The sequence below is a fragment of the Sphingomonas olei genome (genome assembly GCF_045369765.1).
GTDB lineage: Bacteria > Pseudomonadota > Alphaproteobacteria > Sphingomonadales > Sphingomonadaceae > Sphingomonas > Sphingomonas panaciterrae.
On the sequence record NZ_JBIQEU010000002.1, the window covers coordinates 277160 to 294401 of the forward strand.

20 protein-coding genes are annotated in these 17242 nt (G+C 64.8%); 14 read left to right on the forward strand and 6 right to left on the reverse strand.

What is annotated here, in order from left to right:
* The first annotated feature begins 3 nt into the window (after nucleotides 1-3).
* From ACH0BU_RS03860 to rsmA, 3 genes are read left to right on the forward strand one after another with little or no spacing between them, the layout of a single operon-like run.
* Entirely contained in the window at nucleotides 4-1365 is a 1362-nt protein-coding gene (locus tag ACH0BU_RS03860) for a peptidylprolyl isomerase (RefSeq protein ID WP_046410625.1), read from the forward strand.
* 1 nt (nucleotide 1366) lies between these two features.
* Nucleotides 1367-2371, forward strand: coding sequence for a 4-hydroxythreonine-4-phosphate dehydrogenase PdxA (pdxA, locus tag ACH0BU_RS03865; protein ID WP_136451315.1), 1005 nt, complete (start codon nucleotides 1367-1369; stop codon nucleotides 2369-2371).
* Complete coding sequence (gene rsmA / locus ACH0BU_RS03870) at nucleotides 2368-3183, forward strand: 16S rRNA (adenine(1518)-N(6)/adenine(1519)-N(6))-dimethyltransferase RsmA (protein WP_125944967.1); 816 nt, start codon at nucleotides 2368-2370, stop codon at nucleotides 3181-3183. Before pdxA ends, rsmA begins: the two co-directional genes overlap by 4 nt.
* Before the next feature lie 21 nt (nucleotides 3184-3204).
* Here the strand turns inward: rsmA and ACH0BU_RS03875 are convergent, their stop codons facing one another.
* From ACH0BU_RS03875 to guaB, 3 genes are read right to left on the reverse strand one after another with little or no spacing between them, the layout of a single operon-like run.
* Nucleotides 3205-3705, reverse strand: a complete 501-nt coding sequence (locus tag ACH0BU_RS03875) for a tetratricopeptide repeat protein (RefSeq protein WP_125944968.1) — start codon at nucleotides 3703-3705, stop codon at nucleotides 3205-3207.
* Nucleotides 3706-3738: 33 nt separating this feature from the next.
* The gene (locus ACH0BU_RS03880; RefSeq protein ID WP_296219306.1) at nucleotides 3739-4911 is read right to left on the reverse strand and encodes an RsmB/NOP family class I SAM-dependent RNA methyltransferase; all 1173 of its coding nucleotides are present in this window, start codon (nucleotides 4909-4911) and stop codon (nucleotides 3739-3741) included.
* 6 nt (nucleotides 4912-4917) lie between these two features.
* Nucleotides 4918-6375: an IMP dehydrogenase gene (gene guaB / locus ACH0BU_RS03885; RefSeq protein WP_046410632.1), complete on the reverse strand. Its 1458-nt coding sequence runs from the start codon at nucleotides 6373-6375 to the stop codon at nucleotides 4918-4920.
* A gap of 122 nt (nucleotides 6376-6497) precedes the next feature.
* On the opposite strand from guaB, the gene ACH0BU_RS03890 reads away from it, so the two are divergent.
* Together ACH0BU_RS03890 and ACH0BU_RS03895 are read left to right on the forward strand one after the other, a co-directional pair.
* A complete protein-coding gene (locus ACH0BU_RS03890) occupies nucleotides 6498-7481 on the forward strand; it encodes an SPFH domain-containing protein (protein ID WP_046410634.1) in 984 nt (327 codons plus the stop codon).
* The gene (locus ACH0BU_RS03895; RefSeq protein ID WP_046411739.1) at nucleotides 7481-7927 is read left to right on the forward strand and encodes an NfeD family protein; all 447 of its coding nucleotides are present in this window, start codon (nucleotides 7481-7483) and stop codon (nucleotides 7925-7927) included. The genes ACH0BU_RS03890 and ACH0BU_RS03895 overlap by 1 nt, the downstream gene beginning before the upstream one ends.
* Here ACH0BU_RS03895 and ACH0BU_RS03900 read toward each other — a convergent pair.
* Nucleotides 7924-9012, reverse strand: coding sequence for a mechanosensitive ion channel family protein (locus tag ACH0BU_RS03900; protein WP_052742662.1), 1089 nt, complete (start codon nucleotides 9010-9012; stop codon nucleotides 7924-7926). The genes ACH0BU_RS03895 and ACH0BU_RS03900 overlap by 4 nt on opposite strands.
* 104 nt (nucleotides 9013-9116) lie before the next feature.
* Between ACH0BU_RS03900 and ACH0BU_RS03905 the strand changes: the two genes are divergently transcribed.
* Genes ACH0BU_RS03905 through ACH0BU_RS03945 form a run of 9 tightly spaced genes read left to right on the forward strand, consistent with a single transcriptional unit; the run spans nucleotide 9117 to nucleotide 15668 of the window.
* Nucleotides 9117-9821: a response regulator transcription factor gene (locus tag ACH0BU_RS03905; protein ID WP_046410638.1), complete on the forward strand. Its 705-nt coding sequence runs from the start codon at nucleotides 9117-9119 to the stop codon at nucleotides 9819-9821.
* Nucleotides 9790-11358, forward strand: coding sequence for a stimulus-sensing domain-containing protein (locus tag ACH0BU_RS03910; RefSeq protein ID WP_296219314.1), 1569 nt, complete (start codon nucleotides 9790-9792; stop codon nucleotides 11356-11358). The genes ACH0BU_RS03905 and ACH0BU_RS03910 overlap by 32 nt, the downstream gene beginning before the upstream one ends.
* A gap of 1 nt (nucleotide 11359) precedes the next feature.
* Nucleotides 11360-11791 carry an HPr kinase/phosphorylase gene (locus ACH0BU_RS03915; protein ID WP_046410640.1) on the forward strand — a complete coding sequence of 144 codons (432 nt, stop codon included), beginning with the start codon at nucleotides 11360-11362 and terminating at the stop codon, nucleotides 11789-11791.
* Nucleotides 11788-12702, forward strand: coding sequence for an RNase adapter RapZ (gene rapZ / locus ACH0BU_RS03920; RefSeq protein ID WP_046410642.1), 915 nt, complete (start codon nucleotides 11788-11790; stop codon nucleotides 12700-12702). The genes ACH0BU_RS03915 and rapZ overlap by 4 nt, the downstream gene beginning before the upstream one ends.
* A 17-nt stretch (nucleotides 12703-12719) precedes the next feature.
* A complete protein-coding gene (locus ACH0BU_RS03925) occupies nucleotides 12720-13133 on the forward strand; it encodes a PTS sugar transporter subunit IIA (protein WP_046411740.1) in 414 nt (137 codons plus the stop codon).
* Nucleotides 13130-13399 (forward strand): HPr family phosphocarrier protein, encoded by a 270-nt coding sequence (locus ACH0BU_RS03930; protein ID WP_046410643.1) that lies wholly within the window; start codon nucleotides 13130-13132, stop codon nucleotides 13397-13399. Before ACH0BU_RS03925 ends, ACH0BU_RS03930 begins: the two co-directional genes overlap by 4 nt.
* A 13-nt stretch (nucleotides 13400-13412) precedes the next feature.
* Nucleotides 13413-14219, forward strand: coding sequence for a TrmH family RNA methyltransferase (locus tag ACH0BU_RS03935; RefSeq protein ID WP_046410645.1), 807 nt, complete (start codon nucleotides 13413-13415; stop codon nucleotides 14217-14219).
* Nucleotides 14220-14225: 6 nt separating this feature from the next.
* Nucleotides 14226-14702 (forward strand): RNA pyrophosphohydrolase, encoded by a 477-nt coding sequence (locus ACH0BU_RS03940; protein WP_046410647.1) that lies wholly within the window; start codon nucleotides 14226-14228, stop codon nucleotides 14700-14702.
* 57 nt (nucleotides 14703-14759) lie between these two features.
* Nucleotides 14760-15668 carry a DUF481 domain-containing protein gene (locus ACH0BU_RS03945; protein ID WP_500263784.1) on the forward strand — a complete coding sequence of 303 codons (909 nt, stop codon included), beginning with the start codon at nucleotides 14760-14762 and terminating at the stop codon, nucleotides 15666-15668.
* Between the two features lie 57 nt (nucleotides 15669-15725).
* On the opposite strand, the gene ACH0BU_RS03950 is transcribed toward ACH0BU_RS03945, so the two are convergent.
* Complete coding sequence (locus ACH0BU_RS03950; RefSeq protein WP_125944975.1) at nucleotides 15726-16538, reverse strand: inositol monophosphatase family protein; 813 nt, start codon at nucleotides 16536-16538, stop codon at nucleotides 15726-15728.
* Between the two features lie 108 nt (nucleotides 16539-16646).
* Nucleotides 16647-17210: an elongation factor P gene (gene efp / locus ACH0BU_RS03955; protein ID WP_046410650.1), complete on the reverse strand. Its 564-nt coding sequence runs from the start codon at nucleotides 17208-17210 to the stop codon at nucleotides 16647-16649.
* Nucleotides 17211-17242 lie beyond the last annotated feature (32 nt).

Here is a 17242-nt window from a genome sequence, read left to right on the forward strand (position 1 = left end):
ACGATGGGCAACAAGGCGGCACGACTCGGCCGGCTCGCAGGCTTGGTTCTGGCTGTCGCTGCTGCAGGAGCAGCGACCGGCCAGACCGGAAGCACGACTGTTGAGGATCAAGCAGTTCCGGAAACGGGCCTGAACATCCCACAGAACCTGCAGATCTTCGGCAATGTCGATCCGAACGTCCGCAAGGCGACAGCGATCGTGAACGACAATGTGCTGACGCGTACCGATGTGGACCAGCGTGTGGCGTTGATCCGCGCAGCGAACAACGTGGACCTCAGCCCGGAGGATATGGACCGCCTGCGCCTTCAGGTCCTACGCCAACTCATCGACGAAGTGCTCCAGATCCAGCAGGCAAAGACCGCTGATATTACGATCACCGATGACGAGCTGAACCAGAGCTTCGCGCGCGTCGCGCAGAACTTCAACCGTACCCCGGATCAGTTCCGCGAATTCCTGCGTCAGCAGGGCTCCTCGGAACGGTCGATCAAGCGGCAGATCGAGGGCGAACTGGCATGGCAGCGGTATCTGCGCCGCCGCGTCGAGCCGTACGTCAACGTCGGTGAGGAAGAGGTGAAGGCGATCCTGGATCGTCTGGAAGCTGCCAAAGGCACCGACGAATATCACCTGAACGAGATTTACCTGTCGGCCACGCCTGACCGCACCGAGGAGGTGTATGGCGCGGCTCGTCAGTTGATCGGTGAGATCCAGAAGGGCCAGGCTCCGTTCGGCTATTTCGCCCGCAACTTTTCCGAAGCGTCGACGCGCGGTGTGAACGGCGACCTTGGCTGGGTACGCGCGGCGCAGCTGCCGGCTGAACTGGCCGAAGCCGCGGGCCAGATGCAGGTCGGTCAGGTGGTCGGCCCGGTGGCCGTCCCGGGTGGCTTCTCCATCCTGTATCTCGTCGACAAGCGTCAGGTTCTCATGGCGAACGCGCGCGATGCGCGGCTCAGCCTGAAGCAGATGACGATCAAGTTCCCGGCCGGCACGACGCAGGCGCAGGCAACCCAGCGCACGGCGAAATTCGCTGACACGATCCGCCAGCTTCAGGGCTGCGGCTCGGTTGAAAAGGTGGCCGCGACGATCAACGCCGAAGTCGTCCAGAACGACGCGATCCGGATCCGCGATCTTCCTGCGCCGCTGCAGGACATCATGGTCAACCTGCAGGTCGGCCAGGCGACCCCGCCCTTCGGCAACCCTGAGGAAGGCGTGCGCACGCTGGTCCTTTGCGGCCGGGACGACAGCGCCTCTGCCCAGCTTCCGGGCTCGGAGCAGATCCAGAGCCAGCTCGAACAGCAGCGCGTCAATCTGCGTGCGCAGCAGGCGCTGCGCGACCTGCGGCGTGACGCGATCGTGGAGTATCGTTGACATCGCGAGCCTAGCACCACTTGCCGTTTCGATGGGCGATCCGGCTGGCGTCGGGCCAGAGGTGATCGCCAAAGCCTGGGCTGCACGTTCGATTGCCGCCCTGCCCCGCTTCTTCGCCGTGGGCGATGCGCGCGCGATCGAGCGGGTGTGGAAAGGGCCGGTCGCCAAGATCAACGATTTGCGTGAGGTGGACGGGGCGTTCGATCAGGCGCTCCCGGTCCTGACCGTCGAGGACGCCGGAGAGATTACGCCGGGAGAGCCGGACGCGGACGGTGCGCGATGTGCGCTGCACTCGCTGGAGCTGGCGGTGGGGCTTGCACGATCGGGTGCTGCGCGTGCGCTTGTCACCGGACCGGTGTCGAAGGCGCAGCTTTATGATATTGGCTTCAACTATCCCGGCCAGACGGAGTTCGTGGCCGAGCGGTTCGGCGTCGCGCGCGAGAATGCCGTGATGATGCTCGCCGGCCCATCGCTGCGGGTCGTGCCGATGACCACCCATGTGGCATTGGCGGACGTACCCGGGCTGCTCTCGATCGACCTTATCGTTGCGAAGGCCCGCGCGACGGCCAGGGGCTTGCGCCGCAACTTCGGCATCGAAAAGCCGCGTCTCGCCTTCGCCGGCCTCAATCCTCACGCCGGAGAATCCGGCGCGTTGGGGCATGAGGAGATCGAGGTGATCGAGCCTGCCATCGCGATTTTGCGCGAGGAGGGTATCGCCGCGGTGGGCCCGTTTGCGGCCGACACGATGTTCCATGCGCGTGCGCGCAGCCATTATGACGCGGCCTTGTGCTGCTACCATGATCAGGCGTTGATCCCGCTAAAGGCGCTCCATTTCGATGATGGCGTCAACATCACATTGGGGCTGCCCGTGGTTCGCACCTCGCCGGATCATGGCACCGCCTTCCCGCTCGCTGGCCAGAACCAGGCGGAGCCGGGCGCCATGATTGCCGCGATCCTGATGGCCGCAGAGGCTGCTGCCCATCGCGCTGCCTGCCCAAATCTATGACGGAGCTGCCGCCGCTGCGCGACGTGATCGCGCGGCATGGATTGAGCGCGTCAAAGGCGCTTGGTCAGAACTTCCTGTTTGACGCGCAGCTGCTCGCGCGCATCGCGCGTATTCCGGGCGACCTTGCTGGCGCCGAAGTGCTGGAGGTCGGCCCCGGGCCGGGCGGGCTGACGCGTGCCTTGCTGCAAGCTGGCGCGAACGTGACCGCCATTGAGCGCGACCGTCGCTGCATCCCTGCGCTCGACGAACTGAGCGTCGCGTTCCCCGGCCAGTTGTCGGTCATCGAGGGCGATGCGCTGGCGATCGACCCTCGACCGCTGTTCAAGGGCAAGCCGCACATCGCCGCCAACCTTCCGTACAACGTCGGAACCGCGCTTCTCGTCGGCTGGCTGTCGGCAGAGTGGTTTCCGTGGTGGCAATCGCTTACCCTGATGTTCCAGCGCGAGGTTGCCGATCGCATCGTGGCTGCACCGGGCACCGACGCCTACGGGCGGCTGGCGGTGCTGGCGCAGTGGCGCAGCGTTCCGCGGATCGCGATGCCCGTTCATCGCTCGGCGTTCACGCCGCCGCCAAAAGTGATGTCTGCGGTCGTTCACATAGTGCCGAAAGAAGCGCCGGAGGGCGTAGACCTGCGCCGCTTGGAAGCGCTGACCGCCGCCGCATTCGGCCAGCGTCGAAAGATGCTGCGCCAGAGCCTCCGCAGCCTTCCCGGCGCGCTCGAGGCATTGGAGGCGGAGGGTATCGACGCAACCCGACGCGCCGAGACAGTCAGCGTGGCGGAGTTCGTCGCTGTGGCTCGCCGGCTCAGCTAAACGCCCTCCGGGGCTTGGCGATCAGTCCTTTGCGGTAGGTTTCACCGGCACCGTGCTGGCGGTCGCAACCGGCGGCCCCTTGGCGATCACACTCGCCAGCGCGTTGGCCTGCGGACAAGCGGTCTTGCAGAGGGTCTTTACCCGCGCCAGATTTGCCTTGGCCCGCTCGACCGCGCCCTTCGCCACCAAGGCTTCGCCCTGGCCCTGAAGGGCGTTCACGTCATTGGGCTCCAGCAACAACGCCTCGCGATAAAGCCGGATCGCCTTGCCCGGCAGGCCACGCGCCCGCGACAATTCGGCCAGCTCGATGAAGCCCTGCCGATTGCGCGGATCAACGACGACCGCCGTTTCAATGAGGTCGATCGCGCCCTCGACATTGCCTGCAGCCCGGGCTGCACGGCCCTGCTCCAGCAACGCCATCGACTTTGCATCAATCTGGTCGTCCGGCCGCGCGCCGTGCAGCGACGTCGAGATCGAAACCATCGCGAGAGCGGCTGCGACGGCGACGGACGTGTAACGCATCAAGGGCTCCAGCTTCGGCACGACGTCAACGAGTTAGCATGGCGCCAGCAGCCGCGCGACGAAAAAACCGTCCGTGCCGTCACGCGCCGGGGTCAGCCGATGGCCATTGCCGTGAGCAGCGCCAAGGGGAAGATCGATGGGAGCGACGCTCCAGCCGGCATGACCGCGCAGGAACGCATCCACCTGGTTGCTCCCCTCCTCGTCAAGGAGCGAGCAGACCACATAGACTAGCGCCTCGCCCGGCCGCACCAGCGTTTCTGCCACCTCGAGCACGTGTGCCTGGGTCGCGGTCAGTCGAGCAAGCCGATCCGGCGTGAGGCGCCACCGTGCCTCGGGGTTACGCCGCCAGGTCCCCGTCCCCGAGCATGGCGCGTCGACGAATACCACGTCTGCGGTGCGCTGCAGGTCGGCAAGCGCCTCCAGCTCCCGGTTAGGGTTGAGGAGGCGAGTCTCCACGATCGAAAGCCCCGCCCGGGCGGCGCGCGGCGCCAGACGCGAGAGACGTGCGCGATCAACATCGCAGGCGACGATGCGACCTTCACCGCCCATCGCGTCGCCCAGTGCCAGCGTCTTGCCGCCAGCTCCCGCGCACAGATCCACTACCGTCATGCCTGCGGACGCCGCTGCGGCGAGCGACACCGCCTGGCTGCCAGCGTCCTGCACCTCCACCGCGCCCGCCATCGACGCGACATCGGTTCCCGAGGGCAATCGCAGCCCCTGCGGCAATCCCGGGATCACCTGCGCATCGGGCCAATGTGCGAGCACCTCTGCATGGCCCACATCCTTGCGCAGACGCACGTCCAGCGGCGCCCGCTCAATCAGTGTGGGCCATTCGTCCGGACCGATCCCGGCGCGTTCGAGCGCCTCGCCGATCCAGCCCGGTACCGTTCCCGGAACCGCCACTGGCTCGTCGGTTGATAAAGGCGCAGGACCATGAGCTGAGCCGTCGAAGGTCGCGGCAAGCTGCTCATCCGCCCTCGCGAGCAGACACATGGCGGCACGGCCGGAGGCTGGAGCCTCGCCGCAGCTGCGGATCGCGGCATATACCAGCTCTCGCACAGCACGCCGGTCCTTCGACCCGGCATAGCGCCGCGCGGCAAAGTAGCGCGCGATCAGCGTATCTGCCGCCGCCCCGCCCTCGCGCGCTGCGGCAATGATCGCGTCGAGGAGCTCGATCGCAGCCTGGGTGCGTGCAGCGGGCGTCACGGGAGATCAGCGCGTCGGGTAATTGGGGGCTTCGCGCGTGATCGTCACGTCATGAACGTGGCTTTCCTTCAGCCCCGCGCCGGTGATGCGGACGAAGTTGGCGCGATCGCGCAGTTCGGTGATGGTTGCCGCGCCGGTGTAGCCCATCGCTGCCTTGATCCCGCCGACCAGCTGGTGGATCACGTCGCGCGCGGGCCCCTTGAACGGTACCTGTCCCTCGATGCCCTCCGGCACGAGCTTCAGCTGATCCTTGATGTCGCCCTGGAAGTAGCGGTCGGCAGAGCCGCGGCCCATCGCGCCAACGCTGCCCATGCCGCGGTACGACTTGTACGCACGGCCCTGGTACAGGAAGGTTTCGCCAGGTGCCTCTTCGGTACCGGCCAGCAACGATCCGACCATGCAGGTCGCAGCGCCAGCGGCGAGCGCCTTGGCGAGATCACCCGAGGTGCGCAGCCCACCGTCGGCGATCACCGGCACGCCGCTTCCGCGCGCGGCCTCCGCGCAGTCCATGACGGCGGTCAGCTGCGGCACGCCCACCCCTGCGACGACACGGGTGGTGCAGATCGAACCCGGGCCAATACCGACCTTGATCCCGTCCGCGCCGGCATCGATCAGCGATCGGGTCGCCTCGGCGGTGGCTACGTTGCCGGCCACCACCTGGACCGAGTTGGACAGCTTCTTCACCCGCTCGACCGCGCGGGCCACATCACGGTTGTGGCCGTGCGCCGTGTCGATCACCACCAGATCGCACTCGGCGTCGACCAGCGCCTCGGTGCGCTCGAACCCCTTGTCACCGACGGTCGTCGCCGCCGCCACGCGCAGCCGGCCTGCCGCATCCTTGGTGGCATCCGGATAGGTGACGGCTTTCTCGATATCCTTCACCGTGATCAGGCCAACGCAGCGATAATCCTCATCAACAACGATCAGCTTCTCGATCCGCCGCTGGTGAAGCAGGCGCCGCGCCTCTTCCTGCCCGACGCCGACGCGCACCGTCGCCAGGTTCTCGCGCGTCATCAGCTCTGACACAGGCTGCATCGGGTTTTCGGCAAAGCGGACGTCGCGGTTGGTCAGGATGCCGACCAGGCGGCCGTTCGCCTCCACGACCGGGATGCCACTGATCCGGTTCTGCGCCATCAGCGCCTGCGCTTCGGCCAATGTCGCCCAGGGGCTGATCGTGATCGGATTAACCACCATTCCGCTTTCGAAGCGCTTCACCTGGCGCACCGCCGCAACCTGTTCTTCGATGGTCAGATTGCGGTGCAGCACCCCCATGCCACCCAGCTGCGCCATGACGATCGCCATGTCCGCCTCTGTCACTGTATCCATCGCGGAGGAGAGGATCGGGATATTAAGAGCGATGTCCCGCGTTACCCGCGTGCGGGTATCCGCTCCGCTCGGCAACACCTCGGAAGCGCCGGGGACGAGCAGTACGTCGTCGAAGGTGAGGCCGAGCCGAATATCCATGAGATGCCGTTTCCGTTGCGCAGGGAAGTGGCGGGCCATGTAACCGCGCGGGCGCCAATCCGCTAGGCCCCCTCGCATCCGACTGCTAGGCTATTGAACGAAAAGCGAGAGGATCGAGGCGAATGGCACTTCTCACCGCGGCGCTCGTTCTGGTGCTGGTCCTTCTGTACCTGATGATCAGCATCAAGATCGTGCGCCAGGGCTATCAATACACGATCGAGCATTTCGGCCGGTACACCACCACGGCGGCGCCGGGGTTCAATTTCTATCCGGCCTTCTTCTATCGCGTTGGCCGCCGGGTGAACATGATGGAACAGGTCATCGACATTCCGGGGCAGGAGATCATCACCAAGGATAATGCGATGATCTCCACCGACGGGGTCGTCTTTTTTCAGGTGCTGGACGCCGCCAAGGCCGCCTATGAAGTCTCCGACATGCATACGGCGCTGCTGCAGCTGACGACCACCAACCTGCGCACTGTCATGGGATCAATGGATCTCGACGAAACCCTGTCCAAACGTGACGAGATCAACGCGCGGCTTCTCGCGGTAGTCGACCATGCGACGACTCCGTGGGGCGTCAAGATCACCCGCGTCGAGATCAAGGACATCCGCCCGCCCGCCGATATCGTGAATGCGATGGGACGCCAGATGAAGGCGGAACGCGAAAAGCGTGCGAATATCCTTGAGGCGGAAGGCATGCGCGCTTCCGAAATCCTGCGCGCTGAAGGCCAGAAGCAGGCCCGAATCCTCGAAGCAGAAGGCCGTCGCGAAGCCGCATTCCGCGAAGCTGAAGCGCGCGAGCGCGGCGCTGAGGCCGAGGCGAAGGCGACACAAGTCGTATCGGACGCCATCGCGCAGGGCGGGACGCAGAGCCTCAATTACTTCATCGCGCAAAAGTACGTCGAGGCGGTCGGCAAATTCGCGACGAGTCCCAATGCCAAGACGATCCTCTTCCCGGTAGAGGCCACCCAGCTGGTTGGCACGCTGGGCGGGATTGGCGAACTGGCCAAGGCTGCACTTGCTGAAGCCGGCGTGGCGACCAACCCGCCACCTTCCGCCGCGCGCCAGACGGTGCCTCGTGTTCGCGAACGCGGACCTGAATGATGCTGGGCGGCATCCTCTCCAACATGGCGCTGGTGTGGCTCATCGGCGCTGTGCTTCTGGCGATTGCGGAGCTGCTCGTTCCCGGCATCTTCCTGATCTTCGTTGCCATTGCGGCCGCGGTCCTGGCGGCGGTGACCTTCGCGTTTCCGGATCTACCGATCGCGGTGCAGCTCGCCGTGTTCGCAGCTTGGAGCGTGATGACCGTGATGATCGGCCAAAGCTGGTACCGCGACTATCCGGTGGATTCGAGCGATCCGCACCTGAATGATCGCGCGGCCCGGCTCGTCGGCCAGCATGTGGCCGTCACCGCGCCGATCGTTTCCGGCCGGGGCCGTGTCCGGATTGGCGACGGCGAATGGCCTGCCACTGGACCTGACAGCCCGGCCGGGGCGACGGTGCGCATCGTCAAATTCGATGGCGTCACTGCCGTAGTGGAGAAGGTCTAGGCCCGGGCCGGGTGATCAGCGGCAAGCACATCATCCACCTGAACAAGGCGACGGCGCGGCAGCGCCTCGGGCATTTCGTCGCGAATGAAGGCGAGCATGGCTTCCCGAAGATCGCACCGCAGGTCGAAGGCAGTCGCCGCGTTCTTGGCGGTCGCGAGGACACGCACCTCGATCGCATCGGGCTTCGTATCGGTTACCTGAAGAACGAAGGCGCGACCGTCCCAGCGCGGGTTCGCACGGACGACCTGTTCGTAATGGCGGCGAAGCCTGGGAATGTCGGCGGTCGGATCCAGCCAGAAGAAGGCGCTGCCAAGCAACTGGCTCGTGTTGCGGGTCCAGTTCTGGAACGGCATCTCGAGAAATCGGGATACCGGAACAACCAATCGGCGCTCATCCCAAAGAGCAACCACCACATAGGTGAGGCGGATCTCCTCCACCCTTCCCCACTCACCCTCGATAATCAGCACATCGTCGATCCTGATCGGCTCGGTAAAGGCAAGCTGAACGCCGGCGATCAGGTTCTTGAGCGCAGGCTGCGCTGCGGCACCCACTGCAAGACCGGCAAGGCCGGCGGATGCCATGAGCGTGATCCCGATGCTCCTGATGCTGGGGATAGACAACAGCATCAAGGCGATGGTGATCAGCGCGATGGCAATGACGCCGATCCGGCTGAGGATCGTGGTTCGTGTGCGCCGGCGGCGGGCACGAAGATTGTCTTCGACCGCGATGTCGTATCGGATCTCGACCGCCCGCGCATATACCCGAACGATCGTGATCAGCAGCCACCCGATCAGGCCGGGGACGATGAAACCCGCGGCGAGCCCCCACAGCTCGTTGGCCCAGGATGGCAGATCGAGGAAGCGTCGGCTCGCCGCGAGCGCAATTGCGGCTGCGATCCAGCGCAGCGGTCGCTTCGCGAGCGCCAACGCGGCGTCGTCAATCGAATCTGGTGTGCGTGCGGCCAGACGCCGGCCTACCGCCATGAAGAGCGCGTGAACAACGAGCCCGACCAACACCGCCCCGGCCGCGATCGCGACATTGGCGATCAGCGACGGCACCTCCCAGCCAGTCCACTCGATCCTCATGCCAGCACAAGCGACCTTGAGGAGCCGCGGTTCCACTGCATTGCAGCATCACTCTTGTCACACACCATTGAGACATCAGCCGCTTTGCAGTATCGCTCCGTTCCATGACGGCAACGATCGCGCTCGTCGACGACGACCGAAATATCCTCACCTCCGTGTCTATCGCGCTTCAGACCGAAGGGTTTCTGACGCGGGTCTATTCGGATGGTGAGACAGCGCTGAAGGCTCTGGTGGATAATCCGCCGGACCTCGCCATCTTCGACATCAAGATGCCGCGAATGGACGGGCTGGAGCTCCTTCGGCGCTTTCGTGAGCGCAGCCAGGTTCCGGTCATCTTCCTGACGAGCAAGGATGATGAACTCGACGAGGCGCTTGGCCTCGCGATGGGCGCGGATGATTATATTGCCAAGCCCTTCAGCCAGCGGCTGCTGATCGCGCGTATCCGCGCCATCTTGCGCCGCACCGACCTCGCGCTGGCGAGCGAGCCTGGCGAGGCTGAGATTGCGGCGGCGCTCGACCGCGGGCACCTCTCGATGGATCCCGCGCGGCATAAGGTGACGTGGAAGGGTGAACCGGTCACGCTGACGGTCACCGAATTCCTGATCCTGGAGACGCTGGCGCAGCGCCCTGGCATCGTGAAGACCCGCAATCAGTTGATGGACGCGGCGTACCAAGACGACATCTACGTCGATGACCGCACGATAGATTCCCACATCAAGCGCGTTCGTCGCAAGTTCCGACAGGTTGATCCGGCCTTTGACGCCATCGAGACTTTATATGGCGCCGGATACCGTTTCTCAGAAGAATGACTCCAGCGACCTGACGCTTCGCTGGTCCGGGCGGGTATCGCTTACCCGCCGGATCCTCGCGGTGAATGTGTTCGCCCTCCTGCTTCTGGCAGGCGGGTTCTTTTACCTCGATTCCTATCGCAGCAGGATCCTCGACAGCCGAACGGAGCAGGCGATCCGGGAGGCGCGCCTCATGGCGGAGGCTCTGGCCGTCGCCCCGGCGGCTTCGCGCGCGCCGCTCATTCGCCTGTTTGCGCGCGATACGGGCACACGCATCCGCCTTTTCGCTGCCAATGGCGACCTGCTCTACGACAGCCGCGCCTTGGGCGAGCGCAACTTCCTGCTGCGCGATCCAGACAAGGACGGCTTCGGCCAGCGAATTGCGCGCTTTCTCGACGCCGGCATCGACACCGTCGTCGGAGCCAAGCGCCCGCCATTGTATCGTGAGCGTGACGATGGGCTGGACTGGACGGACGTGAAGAGCGCGCTGACCGGTTACCCATCGGGCACGGTGTGGCGGGCGCCCGATCGCACCCCGGTCATTACCGCAGCTGCGCGGCTGCCGAACGGTAAAGCCGCCCTGATGACCACGATCAACGCGCGAGACATTACCCAGACCGTGCGGGTTGAGCGTTTTCGGCTGAGCGTCGTCCTGGCCGTCGTGACGCTGGTGTCGATCCTCCTGTCGCTCTTCTTGGCGCGCACGATCGTCCGGCCGCTCCGCCGGCTCGCGCGGGCGGCGGTTCGCGTCCGCCTTGGACGTGCGCGCGAGGTGGTGGTGCCGCGCTTGCCGGATCGACGCGACGAGATCGGCATGCTGGCGCGCGCGCTGTCGGACATGAGCCTTGCCTTGCGGGCACGCATCGACGCGACCGAGGCATTCGCGGCCGACGTTACGCACGAATTGAAGAACCCCCTCGCCTCCCTCCGCTCCGCCGTTGACGGCCTTGCCAGCGTCAAGGATCCCGAACTTCAGGAGCGCCTGTTGGCGATCGTTCGGGACGATGTGCACCGCCTGGATCGTTTGATCAGCGACATCTCCGATGCCTCGCGACTGGACGCGCAGCTCAGCCGCGCAAAATTCGAACCCGTCGATATCGGCGCGATGCTGAAGGCGATCATTGCCCATCATCAGGAGCGCGGTATCGACCGTGACGTTCGCCTTCGGTTCGATGATGCGGGCGCAACGCCGCTCGTCATCCTTGGGGAAGGCGCGCGCCTTGAGCGGGTGTTCGAGAATCTGATCGACAATGCGGTCTCGTTTTCCCCGCAGGGCGGTGTCGTGTCGATCGCGCCCGCGGTCCGTGCGGGGAAGCTTGAGCTGCGCTTCGAGGACGAAGGGCCAGGCGTGCCCGAGGACGCGCGCGAAGCCATCTTCCGTCGATTTCAGTCGATCCGTCCCGACCGCGAGGATTTCGGGCGGCACTCCGGCCTGGGATTGGCGATTGCCCGGACGATCGTGGAGGCGCATGGCGGGACAATTCACGTCGAGTCGCGGGAGGATCGATTAAGTGGCGCCCGCTTCGTCCTCCGCCTCCCCTTCCCCGGTTATCAATAACATGCCTGGCATTGAGACTATTCACGCCTCGACCGTTGCGATCGACGGGCGGGGGATAATGCTGATGGGTCCATCAGGCGTGGGTAAATCCGATCTCGCGCTTCGCCTGATCGATCGGGGGGCGTTGCTGGTGTCCGATGACTATACCCGGCTCACACCAACGCCCTCGGCATTGCTCGCCAGTGCGCCAATGACCATTGGCGGGCGCCTGGAAATTCGCGGCCTCGGGATTGTGCCAGTTCCCCACGTTGATGACGTGCCCGTCGCGCTGGCCGTCCGGCTTCTCCGGGACAACATGCCCGCGCCCGAGCGTATGCCGGAACGATTGGTCGAGACGTTCGCTGGAATAGCGGTTCGGCTCGTGAACCTTGATCCACGACCGGCCTCCGCACCACTCGTCATCGAATATGCCTTGAGACACGATTTCCCATGACGCCTCCTTCCCAAATCCTGCTGGTCACCGGGATGTCCGGAGCAGGCAAATCCACCGCCCTGAACACGCTGGAGGATCTGGGATGGGAGATCGTCGACAATCTCCCCCTGTTCCTGCTCGATCGCCTGCTTAGTGCCGAGGCGGCTCTTGGTCGTGATGAGACGTCACGTCCGCTTGCCATCGGCATCGGCGCGAACACGCGGGACTTCGATGCGGAAGCGATCGTGAGACTGGTCGATCGGCTTCGGTCCGCCGGTCGGCACGACATCAGCGTCCTGTTCCTTGACTGCGCATCCGACGAGCTTGCCCGGCGCTATGATGAAACGCGCCGTCGCCACCCCCTCGCCGCCGACCGCCCCGCACGGGAAGGGATCGAGCGGGAGCGTGCCCTTGTCGATCCACTGCGCCGCTGGGCGGCGGGCCTGATTGACACCAGCTACTACACCAGTGCCGATCTCGCACAGGCTATCCGGCGCCGGTTCTTCCACCCGGGTCTGGGAGAACCCGCGATCACGGTCATGTCTTTCGGCTTCTCGCGGGGCTTGCCCCGGGACGCCGATCTCGTCTTCGACATGCGGTTTTTGCGCAACCCGCATTGGGATCCCGCGTTGCGTCCGGGCACGGGTATCGACGCGCCGGTCGCGGACTATGTTGCGCAAGATCCTGCCTATGAGCCTGCCGTGTCGCGGATCGAGGACCTTCTGCTGCTGTTGCTGCCCCGCTACCGCGCCGAAGGAAAATCCTATATCAATATCGCTTTCGGTTGTACCGGCGGAAGACACCGGTCGGTCCATGTGGCGGAGCGCGTGGCAGCGCGGTTGCGCAGCGCGGCATTTTCGCCCACGGTGGTCCATCGGGATCTTGCGGCACTGCAGCAGGGTACGTTCGAGGATCGGCCTGACGGGCAATGAACGGATTGACGACACAGATGATCGGGCTGGTGCTCGTTACGCACGGCCGGCTGGCCGATGAATTCGTGACGGCAATGGAACATGTGGTGGGGCCGCAGGAGCAGGTGCGCACGGTCGCGATCGGCCCTGACGACGACATGGAGGCGCGCCGCGCGGATATTCGCCAGGCGATCGCCGATGTTGACGGCGGGCGCGGCGTCATCGTCCTGACCGACCTGTTCGGCGGCACGCCCTCCAACCTCGCCATTTCGTTGATGGAGCGCGGCCACATCGAGGTGATCGCAGGCATCAACCTGCCCATGCTGATCCGGCTTGAGTCGGCGCGTCGCAAGATGGGGGTTGCCGCCGCGGTCGCAGCCGCGCGAGAGGCAGGGCGAAAGTACATTTCTGTCGCCTCCGAGGTTCTGGGTATGGGCGAAGCGGTCGCGTGACGGTCTCGCGCGAGGTTCTCATTTCCAACCGCCGTGGGCTCCACGCACGGGCCAGCGCGAAGTTCGTCACCCTTGCAACGCAGCAGCCGATCGCGGTGCAGGTCGCGAAGGGGAGTGCTACCGTGACGGGCACGTCGATCATGGGGCTGATGATGCTGGGCGCCGCGAAGGGCGACACGATCACGATCAGCGCGCAGGGCGACAATGCCGCTCAGGTGGTCGACACGATGTGCGCCCTTGTCGAAGAGAAGTTCGGCGAAGACTGACAACGGATCAGAGATGCCGCGTACCATCACCGCTTTTTCCAATCCGCTGGTCAAGCGGATTCAATCGCTGCGCGACAAGCGTCATCGCCGCGAAGAAGGCCTCTTCCTTGCCGAGGGGCTGCGCATCCTGACTGAGGCGCGCGAGACAGGCCGTGTTCCGCGCTATCTGTTCTTTGCCGCCCCCAGCGCCCGGCATCCGCTCGTATCCGCACTGGTGGATGCGGTCGAAGGCAGCGGCGGCGAAGCGATCGAGACCAGCGAAGCGATCCTCTCGAAGCTGTCGGGCAAGGATAATCCCCAGGCCGTGGTCGGTGCCTTCGACACGTTCGATTCGCGTCTCGAGGATCTTGATCGCACCACCAGCCCGATCTGGCTTGTCGCCGAACGGCTCCGAGATCCCGGTAACCTCGGCACGATCCTGCGCACGGGAGATGCGGTGGGTGCGGGCGGACTGGTCCTGATCGGCGACAGCGTCGATCCATTCTCGACCGAAGCAGTGCGGGCCAGCATGGGGGCGCTGTTCACCGTGCCACTGGTGCGCGCATCGTGGGACCAGTTCCTGCCTTGGCTGCGAAGCGGGCCCGGCCAGTTGGTCGGCCTGAGCCTGCGCACCGACAACCATTACCGTCATGCAGATTATCAAACGCCCACCTTCCTTCTGACGGGCAACGAAGCGCAAGGCCTGCCGGCGGAGATCGAGGCGGAATGCGACCTCCTCGTCAAAATGCCGATGCTTGGTAAAGCGGACAGCCTGAACGCGGCTGTCGCGACTGCGGTGATGGCGTATGAGGTCCTCGCCCACGCGCAGAACAGAGGGTAGCTTTTCATGTCCACGGCCGATCTCCCGTACCGACCCTGCGTGGGCGTCATGCTGCTCAATGGCAGCGGCAAGGTATTCGTCGGCCAGCGGCTGGATACTACCCTGGAGGCTTGGCAGATGCCCCAAGGCGGCATCGACCCGGGCGAGCAACCCCTGGAAACGGCGCTGCGCGAACTGGGCGAGGAAACCGGTATCCGGCCAGAGCACGTCTCCCTGATCGCCGAGGCGCCGCAGGAGTTCCGCTACGACCTTCCGCCTGAGCTCATTGGGAAGGTATGGAAGGGCCGCTACCGCGGGCAAGTCCAGCGCTGGTTCCTCTTCCGCTTCCTCGGCTCCGACAATGACATCCGGATCGACACGCAGCATCCCGAATTCCGCGCCTGGAAATGGGCAGACCCCGCAGACTTGCCGACCATCATTGTTCCGTTCAAGCGCACGCTCTATCGGGAAGTGCTCGGCGCCTTTTCAACTCACCTCGGTTGACCCACTGCCCACCGGCCTTCCGTTCACCCGCTTCACGCTTTTAGGTATGACTGCATCGTGATCTACCCGCTCCTCCTGATCGCTGCGACAGCTGCTGCTGATGGAGGCGCCACGCAGGATGAGGAGCGGATCGTCATTCCGCCGCCGATCCGCGCGATGCTGGATGCCGCCATCGCCTCGGGTAACGAGAACGAGGTTTCGACGATCGTCAAATACGCTCGCGCCGCCGATCCGGCGAGCGGCGATGCTGTGCTGCGGATCGCGGACGAATGGCGCGAGGTGCGCGCCAAGGATCGCCAGACGCGGATCGTCCGGGCCGGCTGGACCGACCTGTGGGTCGGGCGCGCCGAGGTGGGAGGCTTCATCACGACCGGTAATTCCAACACGGCGGGCGCAACCGGCGTGCTGGACCTGACGCGCGAAGGGCTGGAGTGGCGGCACAAGCTACGCGGGCGGATCGATTACCAGCGCAGCCTCGGCATCACCACGCGCGAACATTATCTCGCCGCTTATGAGCCCAACTGGAAACTCGATTCCCGTCGCTATGTCTATGGCGCGCTTCAGTATGAAAGCGATCACTTCCTGGGCTATTCCGATCGTTATTCGGCATCGGCCGGTGCGGGTTACAGCGCGATCCAGTCACCCAAGGTGACGCTGAACCTGGAACTGGGCCCTGCCTTCCGTCACACGGAATTCACCGATGCAACGGTGGAGAGCAGCATCGCAGCGCGCGGGAGCGTGGACTTTGACTGGAAACTGACCCCCGGCCTGACGCTGCGGCAGGACGCATCGGCCTATCTGCAGCAGTTCAACTCCACCGTCAGCAGCACGACCGCGATGGCCGCCAAGCTGCTGGGGCCGCTCTCCGCGCAGGTGAGCTACACAGTACAATATGAAAGCATGCCGCCCGAGGGCCGCGTGTCCACGGACACGATCAGCCGGGCGTCGCTGGTGTATACGTTCTGACAGCCATGCGCGCGCGCCTTGAACGGGCACGCGCAAACATTCCCGAGCAGCGTCAACTCAGCGGAGCGCACCAGCCAGCAGCTTGTGCAATTTGGAGTGCAGGCCGTCATTGGCGGCGAGGAACTCGTTGCGTTCCAGCGCGCGATCACCACCGCGGAAATCGGTCACGAAGCCGCCGGCTTCCTTGACCAGCAACATGCCGGCGGCGACGTCCCAGATGTGCAGCTTTGATTCCCAATAACCGTCGAACCGGCCGGCCGCGACCCAGGCAAGATCAAGCGCCGCCGAGCCCAACCGGCGGATACCCGCCACCTGCGGCGCAATAGAGCCGAAGATGCGGGTCCATTCGGCAAAGTCACCATGGCCCATGAACGGGATGCCGGTCGCGACGACCGCCTCGGTCAGCTCACGACGAGAAGATACGCGCAGGCGCTGGTCCTGCAACCACGCCCCGCGTCCCTTCTCCGCCCAGAAGCTTTCGTCGGTCAGCGGCTGGTAGATCAGCGCGGTCGTGATCTCACGCTTGCCGTTGGGCATCGGCTCTTCAACCGCGATCGACATCGCGAAATGCGGGATGCCGTGCAAGAAGTTGGTGGTGCCATCGAGCGGGTCGATGATGAAACGCGGCTTGTTGGGGTCGCCCGCCACTTCGCCGCGCTCTTCCATGATGAAGCCCCAGTCGGGTCGCGCCTTGGAAAGCTCCTCATACAGCGTCTGCTCGGCACGCTTGTCAGCCATGGACACGAAATCCGCCGGCCCCTTGCGGCTCACCTGAAGGTGCTGGACTTCGTTGAAGTCGCGCCGCAGCCGTGGCGCGGCCTTGCGAGCGGCGCGTTCGATGACGGTGAAGAGACCGGAATGAGCTGGCATGTCGTCTACTTTCTTGCTTCCCCGTGAGGAAGCGGGGGGAGGGCCTGAAACGAAAACGCGACGCCGGGAGACATGCCCTCCCCTGGCCCCTCCCGCCTGCGGGAGAGACTATTCGGCGCGGCGGACGTAGGTCTGCTCGTACACGTCGACCACGATGCGCGTGCCGCTTGCGATGTGCGGCGGCACCATCACGCGCACGCCATTGTCGAGCACGGCCGGCTTATAGCTGGACGAGGCGGTCTGCCCCTTCACCACGGCGTCCGCCTCGACGATCGTCGCCTCGATCGTGTCCGGCAGCTGCACGCTGATGGCTTCCTCTTCGTAGAGTTCCATCACCACGTCCATGCCATCCTGCAGGAACGCGGCGGCATCACCAAGCAGATCGCGCGGCAGCGTCACCTGGTCATAGGTTTCCTTGTCCATGAACACGAGGCTGTCGCCCTCGGCGAACAGGAACTGGAAATCCTTGGTGTCGAGACGAACGCGCTCCACCGTTTCCGCCGAGCGGAAACGCACGTTATTCTTGCGGCCATCGCGCAGGTTCTTGAGTTCGACCTGCATATAGGCGCCGCCCTTGCCGGGCTGCGTATGCTGGATCTTCACGGCGCGCCAGATGCCGCCTTCATACTCGATAATGTTACCCGGACGGATATCGACGCCGCTGATCTTCATGGTCTATACCTGCTGGAAAGAGCGATGGGCGC